The sequence below is a fragment of the Kitasatospora sp. NPDC085464 genome (genome assembly GCF_044541955.1).
Lineage (GTDB): Bacteria > Actinomycetota > Actinomycetes > Streptomycetales > Streptomycetaceae > Kitasatospora.
Genome location: NZ_JBITTM010000001.1, coordinates 33,452 through 46,717, shown reverse-complemented (window position 1 = coordinate 46,717; position 13,266 = coordinate 33,452). Strand labels below are relative to the sequence as shown.

Genomic DNA, 13,266 nt, shown 5'->3' with positions numbered 1-13,266 from the left:
CCACCATCTGTGCCCGTCCCCCGCCACATCGACATGCCGCCGGAGCTGCCGACATGCCGTCCACCGACGCCCGGATCCTCCGAGGCGCCGCGATTCCCACTGCGGTCGCCGGGATCATCGCCATGGCGATCTCGTTCGCTGTCGCCGGCGGGAAGGGCCTGCTCGGCGCCCTGTTCGGCGCACTGCTCGTGATGGCCTTCTTCAGCTTCGGCCAGGTCGCGCTCGACCGGCTGACCAGGTCGAACCCGCACATCCTGATGGCCGCCGGACTGCTGGTGTACACCACCCAGATCCTGCTGGTCGGCATCGTGCTCGCGATCTTCAAGAACACCGAGCTGTTCAACCGGCAGGCCTTCGCCTTCACCCTGCTCGGCTGCGCCCTGATCTGGACGGGCTTCCAGGTGCGCGGTGCTCTCAAGGCCAAGACCTTCTACGTCGACACCGACGCCTCGGAAAAGAAGGGCGACAAGCCCTCGGACTCGGGACGTCAACAGTGACGAGGCCCAACTGTCCCTCCAACGAGGGGGGCGGTGTTTATGCCGCACTGACGGCCTGCTATCGTCCGTCGCAACAACGGAGTTCGGGAAGAGGCCTGGTCTGTCCGCAGAGCGGACCGATCGCCCCCCGGACCCGCGCAGTCTTCGATGATCCCGCAGTCGCGCAGAGCGCCGTCGCGCGGGGTCGGCGAGAAACCCATCAAGTTCCAGTGCCGCTCCGTGGCCCAAGGCCACGCCGACACACCGAGGGTGCCGTATCCATGCGTCACGACGAAGGAGTCCGTGGTGAGTGCTGAACTCACGTCGTACCTCGCCTCAGGCAGTTGCCACTTCGGGGACGCTGGTTGTGGCTTCCCGGCTCCGGGTCTGAACGAATTCGACTTCAAGCCGATCTTCACCATCGGCAGCTTCTACTTCAACAAGCCGATGCTGCTGTCGATGGTCGTCGCAGTGCTGGTGGTCGTCTTCTTCTGGGCCTCGTTCGCCAAGCCGCGCCTGGTGCCGGGCAAGCTGCAGCTGGTCGGTGAGATCGGCTACGACTTCGTCAAGCGCTCCATCGTGCTGGAGACGATCGGCAAGAAGGGCGAGAAGTACGTCCCGATGCTGGTCTCGATGTTCTTCTTCATCTGGTTGATGAACATCATGTCGGTCATCCCGTTCGCGCAGTTCCCCGTGACGGCGGCGATCGCGTTCCCGGCCGGCCTCGCGGCGGTCGTGTGGGTCACCTACATGACGCTGACCTTCAAGAAGCACGGCTTCGTCGGCGGTCTGAAGAACCTCTGCTGGCCGTCGGGCATCCCCGGCTGGGTCATGTTCATCCTGGTGCCGATCGAGTTCTTCTCGAACATCTTCGTGCGCCCCTTCACGCTCGCGGTCCGAGCCTTCGCGAACATGTTCGCCGGCCACCTGCTGATCGTGATGTTCTCCGTCGCCTCCTGGTACCTGCTCAGCCCGACCCTGGGCGCGCTGTACGGCTCGGCCTCGTTCGTCGTCGCCGTCGGCCTGACCGCCTTCGAGCTGCTGGTCCAGTTCCTGCAGGCCTACATCTTCGTGATGCTGGCCAGCAGCTACATCGCCGGTGCCCTGGAAGAGGCGCACTGAGCCCGAGGCCCTGGCCTCCCGTGAACCACCCCCCGGAACGCCCGGTGGCCAATCACCACCGGTTCACCACCCCTGCAAAGGACAATCGCAATGAGCATGCTCGCTGAGGGCGTCGTCGGTTCCATCGCCTCCGTCGGTTACGGCCTCGCGGCCATCGGCCCCGGCATCGGCGTTGGTCTGATCTTCGGCAACGGCGTTCAGGCCATGGCCCGTCAGCCCGAGGCTGCCGGTCTGATCCGTTCCAACATGTTCATCGGCTTCGCGCTGACCGAGGCGCTCGCCCTGATCGGCATCGTCATGCCGTTCGTCTTCGGCACCGGCAAGTAATTTCGCCGTAGCCCCTTTCTGAGGAAGGTCCAGATATGAGCATCGCGGCCACGCTCGCGGCCGAGGAGCAGATGAATCCGCTCCTCCCCAACTGGCCCGAGATCGTTATCGGCCTGCTCTGCTTCTTCATCGTCTTCGGTCTCCTCGGCAAGAAGCTCCTCCCCAGCATCGAGAAGGTGCTGTCGGAGCGCCGGGATGCCATCGAGGGCGGCATGGAGCGCGCCGAGGCCGCTCAGGCCGAGGCCCAGGCCGTGCTTGAGCAGTACCGTGCCGAGCTTGCCGAGGCGCGCCACGAGGCCGCCCGCATCGTCGAGCAGGCTCGCGAGCAGGGCGCCGCCCAGCTCGCCGAGATGCGCGAGGAGGGCCAGCGCCAGCGCGAGGCCATCGTCGCGGCCGGTCACGCCCAGATCGAGGCCGACAAGAAGCAGGCGACTGCCGCCCTGCGCCAGGACGTGGGCTCGCTGGCCACCCAGCTGGCGTCCCGCATCGTGGGCGAGTCCCTTGAGGACCACGCCCGGCAGAGCGGTGTCATCGACCGCTTCCTGGACGAGCTGGAGGCCAAGGCCGCCGTTGCTCAGGGTGCGGCCAAGTGATCGGCGCCAGCCGCGAGGCTCTCGCCGCGGGCCGGCAGAACCTGGAGAGCCTGACCGACTCCACCTCGGTGGACGCGGCCAAGCTCGCCGAGGAGCTCACCGCCATCACGGCCGTGCTGGACCGTGAGGTCTCGCTGCGCCGTGTCCTGACCGACCCGTCCCGGTCGGGCCAGGACAAGGCCCAGCTGGTCACCTCACTGCTGACCGGCCAGGTCTCCGGCGAGGCCGTCGACCTGGTCTCCGGTCTGGTCCGCTCCCGCTGGTCGGGCTCGCGCGACCTGGTGGACGCGACCGAGGAACTCGCCGCGTACGCCGAGATCATCGCCGCGGACAAGGCCGGCTCCCTGGACGACGTCGAGGACGAGCTGTTCCGCTTCGGCCGGGTGGTGAGCGGCTCGCACGAGCTGCGCGCCGCGCTGACCGAGCCGAAGGCCGGCGCCGTCGCCAAGGCCGAGCTGATCAAGAAGCTGCTGGGCGGCCGCGCCAACGCCGGCACCGTCCGGCTGGTCACCGCCCTCGTCAACGCGCCGCGTGGCCGTAGCCTGGAGCAGGGCCTTGAGTCCTACTCGAAGCTCGCCGCCGCTCGCCGCGGCCGCGTGGTGGCCCTGGTCACCACCGCGGTGCCGCTGTCGGACACCCAGAAGGAGCGCCTGTCCGGTGCTCTGGGCCGGATGTACGGCCGCCAGGTCCACCTGAACATCGACGTCGACCCCGAGGTCGTCGGCGGTGTCCGGGTGCAGATCGGCGACGAGATCATCAACGGCACCGTGTCGAGCCGCCTTGAGGGCGCTCGCCAGTCGCTCGAAGGCTGAGCACCGAAGCAGCACATCCGACCCTCGGTCGGGAAACCGGCTCCCCAAGGAGCCGGCAAATCGTACGGCCGGTTCGAAAGACCCGGCCGAGAGTCGAATACTTGCGGCCCTCAATGGCGGGCCGAGGATCGCAAACTAGGAGAGCAGGGAAGCCTGATGGCGGAGCTTACGATCCGTCCGGAGGAGATCCGGGACGCGCTGGCCGACTTTGTCCAGTCGTACCAGCCGGACGCCGCTTCTGTGGAAGAGGTCGGCAAGGTCACTGACGCGGCGGACGGCATCGCGCATGTCGAGGGCCTGCCCTCGGTCATGGCGAACGAGCTGCTGAAGTTCGAGGACGGCACCCTCGGCCTCGCGCTGAACCTCGACACCCGCGAGATCGGTGTCGTCGTCCTCGGTGAGTTCGGCGGCATCGAAGAGGGCCAGACCGTGCGCCGCACCGGCGAGGTCCTCTCGGTTCCGGTCGGCGACGGCTACCTCGGCCGCGTCGTGGACCCGCTGGGCAACCCGATCGACGGTCTCGGCGAGATCGCGGCCACCGGCCGTCGCGCCCTGGAGCTGCAGGCCCCCGGCGTCATGGCCCGCAAGTCGGTCAAGCAGCCGCTGCAGACCGGCATCAAGGCCATCGACGCGATGACCCCGATCGGCCGCGGCCAGCGTCAGCTGATCATCGGCGACCGCCAGACCGGCAAGACCGCGGTGGCCGTCGACACGATCATCAACCAGCGTGACAACTGGCGCTCGGGCGACCCGGAGAAGCAGGTCCGCTGCATCTACGTCGCCGTGGGCCAGAAGGGCTCCACCATCGCGTCCGTCCGCGGCGCCCTGGAGGAGGCCGGCGCGCTGGAGTACACCACCATCGTGGCTGCTCCCGCCTCCGACCCGGCCGGCTTCAAGTACCTCGCCCCGTACACCGGTTCGGCCATCGGCCAGGAGTGGATGTACGACGGCAAGCACGTCCTGATCATCTTCGACGACCTGTCGAAGCAGGCCGAGGCCTACCGCTCCGTCTCCCTGCTGCTGCGCCGCCCGCCGGGCCGCGAGGCCTACCCGGGTGACGTCTTCTACCTGCACTCCCGCCTGCTGGAGCGCTGTGCCAAGCTGAACGACGCCCTGGGCGGCGGCTCGATGACCGGTCTGCCGATCATCGAGACCAAGGCCAACGACGTCTCGGCGTACATCCCGACCAACGTCATCTCCATCACCGACGGCCAGTGCTTCCTGGAGTCCGACCTGTTCAACGCCGGCATCCGCCCGGCCGTGAACGTCGGTATCTCGGTCTCCCGCGTCGGTGGCTCCGCCCAGATCAAGGCCATGCGCTCGGTCGCCGGCCGCCTGCGTCTGGACCTCGCCCAGTACCGCGAGCTGGAGGCCTTCGCCGCCTTCGGTTCCGACCTGGACGCGGCCTCCAAGGCCCAGCTGGAGCGCGGTGCGCGCATGGTCGAGCTGCTGAAGCAGGGCCAGTACCAGCCGTTCCCGGTCGAGGAGCAGGTCGTCTCCATCTGGGCCGGCACCACCGGCAAGATGGACGACGTCCCGGTCGCCGAGATCCGTCGCTTCGAGCGCGAGTTCCTGGACCACGTCCGCCTGCAGCACAAGGACCTGCTGGCCGGCATCGTCGAGACCGGTCTGCTGGCCGACGGCACCGTCGACGCGCTGACCACCGCGATCGAGGCCTTCAAGCAGGGTTACCAGACCGCTGACGGCAAGCTGCTCTCCGAGCAGGCCTGAGTCCGGTAGCGAGGGAAAGGACGTAACGACCCATGGGAGCACAGCTTCGGGTCTACAAGCGCCGGATCCGCTCTGTCACCGCGACGAAGAAGATCACCAAGGCGATGGAGATGATCTCCGCGTCGCGCATCGTCAAGGCGCAGCGCGCGGTGGCCGCCTCCACTCCGTACGCCGATGAGCTCACCCGGGCGGTGACGGCGGTGGCCACCCGGTCCAACGCCAAGCACCCGCTCACCACCGAGAACCCGAACGCCTCGCGCGCCGCCGTCCTGCTGATCACGGCGGACCGCGGCCTGGCGGGCGGTTACTCGACCAACGCCATCAAGGCCGCCCAGACGCTCACCGAGCGCCTGCGGTCCGAGGGCAAGGACGTGGTGACGTACATCATCGGTCGCAAGGGTGTCTCGTACTACACGTTCCGCAATCTCACGATCGCGGACTCGTGGACGGGATTCTCGGACAAGCCGACCTACGGTGACGCGAAGACCGTGGCAGCCGACCTGATCGAGGCCTTCACGGCCGAGACCGGCGGCGTGGACGAGCTCCACCTGATCTCGACCGAGTTCGTGTCGATGCTGACGCAGAACGCGGTGGAGGCCCGGCTGCTGCCGCTGAAGCTGGACGAGGTCCAGCTCAGCGACCAGTCGCCGGCCAAGTCGGAGATCTTCCCGCTGTACGACTTCGAGCCGTCGGCGGAGGGCGTCCTGGACGCGCTGCTGCCGCGGTACGTCGAGAGCCGGATCTACAACGCGCTGCTGCAGTCGGCCGCTTCCGAGCACGCCGCCCGCCGCCGTGCGATGAAGAGCGCGACGGACAACGCCGGCGAGCTCATCAAGTCGCTCACGCGGCTTGCCAACTCGGCCCGTCAGGCCGAGATCACCCAGGAAATCAGCGAGATCGTCGGTGGCGCCAACGCGCTCGCTGACGCGAGCCGCGGGAGCGAATGAGTATGACCACCACTGTTGAGCCGACCACGGCGACGGGCCGCGTCGCGCGGGTCATCGGCCCGGTCGTCGACGTGGAGTTCCCCGTCGACGCGATTCCGGACATGTACAACGCCCTGCACGTCGAGGTGGACAACCCCGACGGCACGGGCAAGAAGACCCTGACCCTTGAGGTCGCCCAGCACCTCGGCGACGGCATGGTCCGCGGCATCTCGATGCAGCCGACCGACGGCCTGGTCCGCGGTTCGCAGGTCACCGACACCGGTGCCGCGATCTCCGTGCCGGTCGGCCAGATCACCAAGGGCAAGGTGTTCAACGCCCTCGGTGACGTGCTGAACGTCGACCAGGCGGAGTTCGACTCCCAGGTCGAGGTCCGGTGGCCGATCCACCGCAAGGCCCCCGAGTTCAAGGACCTTGAGTCCAAGACCGAGATGTTCGAGACCGGCATCAAGGTCATCGACCTGCTCACCCCGTACGTCCAGGGTGGCAAGATCGGTCTGTTCGGTGGTGCCGGTGTCGGCAAGACCGTTCTGATCCAGGAGATGATCTACCGCGTCGCCGAGAACTTCGGTGGTGTGTCGGTGTTCGCCGGCGTCGGCGAGCGCACCCGTGAGGGCAACGACCTCATCGACGAGATGGTCGACTCGGGCGTTCTGGACAAGACCGCGCTGGTCTTCGGCCAGATGGACGAGCCGCCGGGCACCCGTCTGCGCGTCGCGCTGTCCGCGCTGACCATGGCGGAGTACTTCCGTGACGTCGAGAAGCAGGACGTGCTCCTCTTCATCGACAACATCTTCCGGTTCACCCAGGCCGGTTCCGAGGTGTCGACCCTGCTCGGCCGCATGCCCTCCGCGGTGGGTTACCAGCCGAACCTGGCCGACGAGATGGGCCTCCTGCAGGAGCGCATCACCTCGACCCGCGGTCACTCGATCACCTCGATGCAGGCGATCTACGTCCCCGCGGACGACCTGACCGACCCGGCCCCGGCCACCACCTTCGCCCACCTGGACGCGACCACCGTTCTGTCGCGCCCGATCTCGGAGAAGGGCATCTACCCGGCCGTCGACCCGCTGGACTCCACGTCCCGCATCCTCGACCCGCGGTACATCGCGCAGACCCACTACGACACGGCCATCCGTATCAAGGGGATCCTGCAGAAGTACAAGGACCTCCAGGACATCATCGCGATCCTCGGCATCGACGAGCTGTCCGAAGAGGACAAGATCACGGTGCACCGTGCCCGTCGCATCGAGCGCTTCCTCTCGCAGAACACCTACGTGGCGAAGCAGTTCACCGGCGTCGAGGGTTCGACCGTGCCGCTGTCGGAGACCATCGAGGCCTTCAACTCGATCGCCGACGGCAAGTACGACTCCGTCCCGGAGCAGGCCTTCTTCATGTGCGGTGGCATCGAGGACCTGGAGAAGAACGCCGCCGAGCTGGCGAAGAAGTAATCGCGGCCGGTAGCAGCTGAGTGACCGTGAGGGGTGGCCCCCGAGCCTGGGGACCACCCCTCGCGTCGCATCGGCTGTGATTCCGGTCAAATCCGTGCCGCCGGTTTCATGCCGAGGGTGCGGGGCCGTTATTCTTACCGAAACTCCCGAGTAATCGGGCGTTGCATGAGCCTAGGAGCCCACGTTGGCTGAGCTGCACGTCGAGCTGGTCGCAGCCGACCGCAAGGTGTGGTCCGGTGCGGCCACCATCGTCGTCGCCCGTACGGCCTCCGGTGACACCGGCATCATGCCGGGCCACACCCCGGTGCTGAGCGTGCTGGAGACCGGTCCGGTCACCATCCGCACGGTGGACGGCGGCACCGTGATCGCCGCGGTGCACGGCGGCTTCATCTCCTTCGCCGACAACAAGCTGTCTCTGCTCGCGGAGATCGCCGAGCTGGCGGACGAGATCGACGTCGCGCGTGCCGAGCGCGCACTGGAGAAGGCCAAGTCGGGCCTGGACGAGCACGCCGAGCGGCGCGCCGAGGTCCGTCTGTTCGCGGCGCGCGGCCTCAAGGCCCACGCCTGAGTGCGCCGGACCCCGGCTTAGCGGGGTCGACCGACGGTCCCGGGGACGCGTGAGCGTGACCCCGGGACTGTCGTCGTAGTTGGTAGGTCAGCGCGGTCGCTTGATACGACCGCTACGGGGAACGCGGGTAGCGAGGAGGTAGGTGAGCATGGTCCTCGCGCTTGTGGTGTGTGCGGCGGTCGTGGCCCTGGGTGTGATCGGCCTGGTGGCCTTCGCCGTCCGCCGCCGGCTGATCCAGCGGGTGGGCGGAACGTTCGACTGCAGTTACCGGCTCAAAATGCCCGCCGACGCCTCGACGCAGCCCGACCTCGACGAGAACGGGAAGCCCACCTCCGCCCCGGTCCCCCCGACCGACGGCAAGGGGTGGGTTTTTGGTATCGGCCGGTACAGCGGCGACTCGATCGAGTGGTTCCGGGTCTTCTCGTACGCCCCGCGGCCGCGCAAGGTGCTGCCGCGCCGGGAGATCGAGGTCCTCGGCCGGCGCTACCCGGAGGGCCAGGAGGAGCTGGCGCTGCTCTCCGGCTCGGTGGTGCTGCGCTGCCTGCACAGCGGGGAGCCGCTGGAGCTGGCGATGAGCGAGGACGCGCTGACCGGCTTCCTGGCCTGGCTGGAGGCGGCCCCGCCCGGGCAGAGGGTCAACGTCGCGTAGCGACGAGACCCTCGGGGTTGGGGGTCCCCCCGGCCGGAGGCTGGGGGGAGGTCAACGTCGCGTAGCGATGAGAGCGACGAGACCCGCGGGGTTAACGCCGCCTAACGTCGCGGGCTAGGGTGGCCGCATGGTCAATCTGACGCGCATCTACACCCGTACCGGCGACGACGGCACCACCGCGCTCGGCGACATGAGCCGGACCACCAAGACCGACCCGCGGCTGATCGCCTACGCGGACGCCAACGAGGCGAACGCGGCGATCGGGGTGGCCCTGGCGGTCGGGGCGCTGTCCGAGGACGTCGCGGCGGTGCTGGTGCGGGTCCAGAACGACCTCTTCGACGTCGGCGCCGACCTGTCCACCCCGGTGGTGGAGGACCCGAAGTACCCGCCGCTGCGGGTGCTGCAGTCCTACGTCGACCGCCTGGAGCAGGACTGTGACCACTACCTGGAGCAGGTCGAGAAGCTGCGCAGCTTCATCCTGCCCGGCGGCACGCCCGGCGCGGCCCACCTGCACCTGGCCTGCACGGTGGTGCGGCGGGCCGAGCGCTCGACCTGGGCGGCGATCGCGGAGCACGGGGACACCGTCAACCCGCTGACCGCGAAGTACCTCAACCGGCTGTCCGACCTGCTGTTCATCCTGGCCCGGGTCGCCAACAAGGAGCGCGGCGACGTGCTCTGGGTGCCGGGCGAGAACCGCTAGCCGCGCGCGCTAGCGCGACGACTCGGCCGGGGCCTTCTCCGGCTCCACCACGCGGCCGTTCTCGACCAGGACGCCGGCCGGCGCCTCCTTGGGCCACAGCGAGTAGCAGCCGGCCACGACCACGTTGACCACGGCCGCGATGCCCAGCTTGAGGTACCACTGCAGGAACGTGCCGTAGTGGGCGGAGCCCGCGGAGAGCGGGACGAGCAGGGTGATCAGGCCGAGCGTGATCGCGGCGGAGACGACGGTGCGGCCGGCGATCTGCCACTCGTGCCTGGTCCGCTCGGGGCCGTACTTCGGCGAGGGCAGCGGCTTGGGTCCGCCGGCGAAGCGGTGCTGGAAGCGCCGGTCGGCCCAGCGGACCAACGAGGGGCCGTAGCCGACCGAGAACCCGGCGTAGCTCGCGGCGAGCGCGTGCGTCCAGCTCGCCTCGGCGCCGCCGCGCAGGTCGAGCACGGTGAGCGCGTACAGCGCGAGGTCGACGGCCGGGAGGCCGAGCAGCAGGACGGTGCTGGTGCGGCGCCACCGCAGCAGGTAGCGGGTGGAGAGGGCCAGGCCGAGGACGATCCACCAGGAGATCTCGGCCGCGACGATGAGGGTGACGATCACGTTCTGCTCCCGGACGTTCGGCGGTGTGTCCAGCCTCGTGCGCGGGTGCGCCCGTGTCGTCGTCGTGCGGTGCCGTCCCGGTCTGCATCTTTCGATGTAGCGGGCTCCTCCGTGGACCGGAGCCGGACGGTCCGCCGGGGATGGTGGGATGGGGGCGTGCCCGTTCCCGTCCCGTCCCTCTCCCCGCGCCGGCAGGACCAGCTGATCGCCCTCTGCGGGCTGCTCGGCGGCACCGTGCTGATCGTCTTCCGGGTGTACGACAACGCCGACCACGTGCAGCTGTGGGCGGTGGTGCTGCCGATGCTGGTGATGTCCGGGCTGGAGCTGTGCCGGCGCACCAGGCCGGTGCTCGCGGTGTCGCTCGGCGGGTTGGCCTTCGCGGCCAGCCTGTTCACCGGCAGCCTGCTGGCGACCCTGATCATGTACACCGATCTGCTGTACGCCGCGGTGATCTACGGCACCCGCCGGATGTCGCGGGTGCTGCACCTGACCGGCGGCTCGACCGTGCTGGTGCTCTCCAGCCTGGCCTGGTACGCCGCCGGCACCCCGTCCGGGCTGCTGGTCGCGGTGCTCAGCTCGCTGGTCTTCCTGGCGCCGGTGTGGACCGGCGACGTGGTGCGCAAGCACCGGCAGGAGGCGGAGGCCGAGCGGCTGCGGGCCGAACAGACCGCGCTGCTCTCGGAGATGGACCGGCGCGAGGCCGTCGGCGCGGAACGGGCCCGGATGGCACGGGAGTTGCACGACGTGGTGGCCAACCACCTGTCGGCGATCGCGATCCACGCCACCGGCGCGCAGTCCGTCGCCAAGCGCCGGAGCCTGCCCGCGGACGACCCGCTGGTGGAGGTGCTGGCGGTGATCCGGGAGAACAGCGTCCAGGGATTGGCCGAAATGCGTCGCATGATCGGACTGCTCCGGGACAGCGGCGGGGGAGAGGTCGACGAGTCGTACGCGGCGCCCGACCTCGCCGCGGTGGACGCCCTGCTGGCCAAGGCCCGGGCGGCCGGCCAGGACGTCGGGCTGGAGTTCGAGCTGGCCGAGCACGGCGAGCGCGGGGAGGTGCCGGTGCCGGTCGGGCTGGCCGCGTACCGGATCGTCCAGGAGTCGCTGACCAACGCGCTGAAGCACGCCGGGCCCGGACTGGTGCGGCTGCGGCTGGAGTTCGGGCCGCAGGACCTGCGGATCGCGGTCGACAGCCCGTACCGCGGCGAGCCGGGCCGCGAACTGCCCGGCGCCCGGGCCGGACTGGTGGGCATGGCGGAACGGGTCGGGCTGCTCGGCGGCAGTTTCGAGGCCGGCCCGAAGGACGGGTACTGGAGCGTGCGCGCGGTACTGCCGCACACGCAGGGGAGCGAGGGGCGGGCATGACGATCCGGGTGCTGGTGGCCGAGGACCAGGCGGCGGTGCGGGCGGCGCTGGTGATGATCCTGCGGGCCGAGCCGGAGTTCGAGGTGGTCGGGCAGGCCGCCGACGGCGAGGAGGCCGTCCGGCTGGCGCTTGAGCTGCGGCCCGACGTGGTGCTGATGGACGTGCAGATGCCCCGGCTGGACGGCGTCTCGGCGACCCGCGAGGTGGTCGCCGCCGGGGCCGGCCAGGTGCTCGTGCTGACCACCTTCGACCTGGACGAGTACGTCTACGGCGCGCTGCGGGCGGGCGCGGCCGGGTTCCTGCTCAAGGACCTGGAGGCGGACACCCTGATCGAGGGCATCCGGACGGTGGCGCGCGGGGACGGCATGCTGGCGCCCTCGGTGACGAGGCGGCTGATCGGCGCCTTCGCCCGTCCGGAGCGGCCGGTCGGGCCCGAGGCCCGGGAGGCGGTGTCCGGGCTGACCGTCCGTGAGCGGGAGGTGCTGGCCTGCATCGGGGCCGGGCTGTCCAACGGGGAGATCGCGACCCGGCTGGCGATGGCGGAGGCGACCACCAAGACGCACGTGAGCCGGATCCTGGCGAAGCTGCGCCTGCGCAACCGGGTGCAGGCGGCGATCCTGGCCCAGGACCTAGGCCTGACCATCTGACCATCTGACCATCTGACCGTCCGGGCGTCCGGGCGTCCGGGCGTCCGGGCGTCCGGGCTTCCCGGCGTTCGGCCGACGGGCTCCGACCGGTCACCCGGGCGGCTGACCAGGTCGGTTGCAGATCACACTCCCGATTGCTACTGCGTGGGGGATTCGGGCACTAGAGTCCGCGTGAGCGAGCGGAGCGAGTGAACGAACGAAGCAGCGAGCTCCGCGCAAGCGACTGCCGAGCGCAGGCGAGGCAGGAAGATCGAGCGATGCGGCTCCACGGCGGTCACCCCTGCCCTGAGCCGCCTTCAGGGCCCGCCCGCGGGGCGGCGACGGCATCGGGAGACCAAGCCATGAGCAATGCGTCCAGCAAGCAGATCGCCGTGATCGGTGCCGGCCTGATGGGCGCCGGCATCGCCCAGGTGTCCGCGCAGGCCGGCCACCCGGTGGTGCTGCGGGACGTCACCGAGGAGGCGCTGCAGCGCGGCCTCGCGGGCATCCGCGCCTCGTACGAGAAGTTCGTCGCCAAGGGCCGGCTGAGCGCCGAGGACGCCGAGGCCGCGCTGGGCCGGATCACCACCACCACCGACCTGGGCGCCGTCGCCGAGGCCGACATCGTGGTCGAGGCCGTGTTCGAGCAGCTGGACGTCAAGGAGGCCGTCTTCCGCGAGCTGGACAAGCTCGCCAAGGACGGTGCGGTGCTGGCCTCCAACACCTCCGCCATCCCGATCACCCGGATCGCGGCCACCACCCAGCGCCCGGAGTCGGTCGTCGGCGTCCACTTCTTCTCGCCGGTCCCGATGATGAAGCTGGTCGAGCTGGTCCGCGGCTACAAGACCAGCGACGAGACGCTGGCCACCGCCCGCGCCTACGCCGAGGGCGTCGGCAAGGAGGTCGTGGTGGTCAACCGCGACGTGGCCGGCTTCGTCACCACCCGCCTGATCACCGCGCTGGTCGTCGAGGCCGCCAAGCTGTACGAGTCGGGCGTCGCCACCGCCGAGGACATCGACACCGCCTGCCGCCTCGGCTTCGGCCACGCGATGGGTCCGCTGCAGACCGCCGACCTGACCGGCGTGGACATCCTGCTGCACGCCGCCCACAACATCTACACCGAGACCAAGGACGAGAAGTTCGCCGCCCCGGAGATCATGGCCCGCATGGTCACCGCCGGTGACCTGGGCCGCAAGAGCGGCCGCGGCTTCTACCCGTACGAAGGCAAGTGAGCCGACGGGGCTGAACGACCCGGCGGGCCGTGCGATCGGAGCGTCGCGCGGCCCGCTCCGC

Annotated in this window: 15 protein-coding genes; 14 read left to right on the top strand and 1 reads right to left on the bottom strand. The window is 69.5% G+C overall.

Features of this window, described 5'->3' with window-relative positions:
* Positions 1 to 53: 53 nt before the first annotated feature.
* The 11 genes from ACIGG8_RS00220 to ACIGG8_RS00170 all read left to right on the top strand — a co-directional run bounded on the left by ACIGG8_RS00220 (position 54) and on the right by ACIGG8_RS00170 (position 9,373).
* Positions 54 to 497, top strand: a complete 444-nt coding sequence (locus tag ACIGG8_RS00220; RefSeq protein ID WP_350522921.1) for a hypothetical protein — start codon at positions 54 to 56, stop codon at positions 495 to 497.
* A 285-nt stretch (positions 498 to 782) separates the two neighbouring features.
* Entirely contained in the window at positions 783 to 1,598 is an 816-nt protein-coding gene (atpB, locus tag ACIGG8_RS00215) for a F0F1 ATP synthase subunit A (RefSeq protein WP_350522920.1), read from the top strand.
* 90 nt (positions 1,599 to 1,688) lie between these two features.
* Complete coding sequence (atpE, locus tag ACIGG8_RS00210; RefSeq protein WP_030235786.1) at positions 1,689 to 1,925, top strand: ATP synthase F0 subunit C; 237 nt, start codon at positions 1,689 to 1,691, stop codon at positions 1,923 to 1,925.
* Between the two features lie 35 nt (positions 1,926 to 1,960).
* Positions 1,961 to 2,518, top strand: coding sequence for a F0F1 ATP synthase subunit B (locus ACIGG8_RS00205; protein WP_350522919.1), 558 nt, complete (start codon positions 1,961 to 1,963; stop codon positions 2,516 to 2,518).
* The gene (locus ACIGG8_RS00200) at positions 2,515 to 3,330 is read left to right on the top strand and encodes a F0F1 ATP synthase subunit delta (RefSeq protein ID WP_396544326.1); all 816 of its coding nucleotides are present in this window, start codon (positions 2,515 to 2,517) and stop codon (positions 3,328 to 3,330) included. Before ACIGG8_RS00205 ends, ACIGG8_RS00200 begins: the two co-directional genes overlap by 4 nt.
* Positions 3,331 to 3,486: 156 nt before the next feature.
* Positions 3,487 to 5,061 (top strand): F0F1 ATP synthase subunit alpha, encoded by a 1,575-nt coding sequence (atpA, locus tag ACIGG8_RS00195; RefSeq protein ID WP_396544325.1) that lies wholly within the window; start codon positions 3,487 to 3,489, stop codon positions 5,059 to 5,061.
* A 32-nt stretch (positions 5,062 to 5,093) separates the two neighbouring features.
* Positions 5,094 to 6,008, top strand: coding sequence for a F0F1 ATP synthase subunit gamma (locus tag ACIGG8_RS00190; RefSeq protein WP_350522916.1), 915 nt, complete (start codon positions 5,094 to 5,096; stop codon positions 6,006 to 6,008).
* 2 nt (positions 6,009 to 6,010) lie between these two features.
* The gene (gene atpD, locus ACIGG8_RS00185; protein WP_350522915.1) at positions 6,011 to 7,456 is read left to right on the top strand and encodes a F0F1 ATP synthase subunit beta; all 1,446 of its coding nucleotides are present in this window, start codon (positions 6,011 to 6,013) and stop codon (positions 7,454 to 7,456) included.
* 184 nt (positions 7,457 to 7,640) lie between these two features.
* Positions 7,641 to 8,024 (top strand): F0F1 ATP synthase subunit epsilon, encoded by a 384-nt coding sequence (locus ACIGG8_RS00180; protein ID WP_030235805.1) that lies wholly within the window; start codon positions 7,641 to 7,643, stop codon positions 8,022 to 8,024.
* Positions 8,025 to 8,172: 148 nt separating this feature from the next.
* Positions 8,173 to 8,673: a DUF2550 domain-containing protein gene (locus tag ACIGG8_RS00175; RefSeq protein ID WP_350522914.1), complete on the top strand. Its 501-nt coding sequence runs from the start codon at positions 8,173 to 8,175 to the stop codon at positions 8,671 to 8,673.
* Positions 8,674 to 8,800: 127 nt separating this feature from the next.
* Positions 8,801 to 9,373, top strand: a complete 573-nt coding sequence (locus ACIGG8_RS00170) for a cob(I)yrinic acid a,c-diamide adenosyltransferase (protein WP_350522913.1) — start codon at positions 8,801 to 8,803, stop codon at positions 9,371 to 9,373.
* Positions 9,374 to 9,382: 9 nt separating this feature from the next.
* Here the strand turns inward: ACIGG8_RS00170 and ACIGG8_RS00165 are convergent, their stop codons facing one another.
* Positions 9,383 to 9,982, bottom strand: coding sequence for a hypothetical protein (locus ACIGG8_RS00165; RefSeq protein ID WP_350522912.1), 600 nt, complete (start codon positions 9,980 to 9,982; stop codon positions 9,383 to 9,385).
* A gap of 156 nt (positions 9,983 to 10,138) precedes the next feature.
* On the opposite strand from ACIGG8_RS00165, the gene ACIGG8_RS00160 reads away from it, so the two are divergent.
* The 3 genes from ACIGG8_RS00160 (at position 10,139) to ACIGG8_RS00150 (ending at position 13,205) form a co-directional block, all read left to right on the top strand.
* On the top strand, positions 10,139 to 11,347 hold the full coding sequence (locus ACIGG8_RS00160; protein WP_396544321.1) for a sensor histidine kinase: 1,209 nt from the start codon (positions 10,139 to 10,141) through the stop codon (positions 11,345 to 11,347).
* Positions 11,344 to 11,994 (top strand): response regulator, encoded by a 651-nt coding sequence (locus ACIGG8_RS00155; RefSeq protein ID WP_396544319.1) that lies wholly within the window; start codon positions 11,344 to 11,346, stop codon positions 11,992 to 11,994. The genes ACIGG8_RS00160 and ACIGG8_RS00155 overlap by 4 nt, the downstream gene beginning before the upstream one ends.
* A gap of 341 nt (positions 11,995 to 12,335) precedes the next feature.
* The gene (locus ACIGG8_RS00150; RefSeq protein ID WP_396544317.1) at positions 12,336 to 13,205 is read left to right on the top strand and encodes a 3-hydroxyacyl-CoA dehydrogenase family protein; all 870 of its coding nucleotides are present in this window, start codon (positions 12,336 to 12,338) and stop codon (positions 13,203 to 13,205) included.
* Positions 13,206 to 13,266 lie beyond the last annotated feature (61 nt).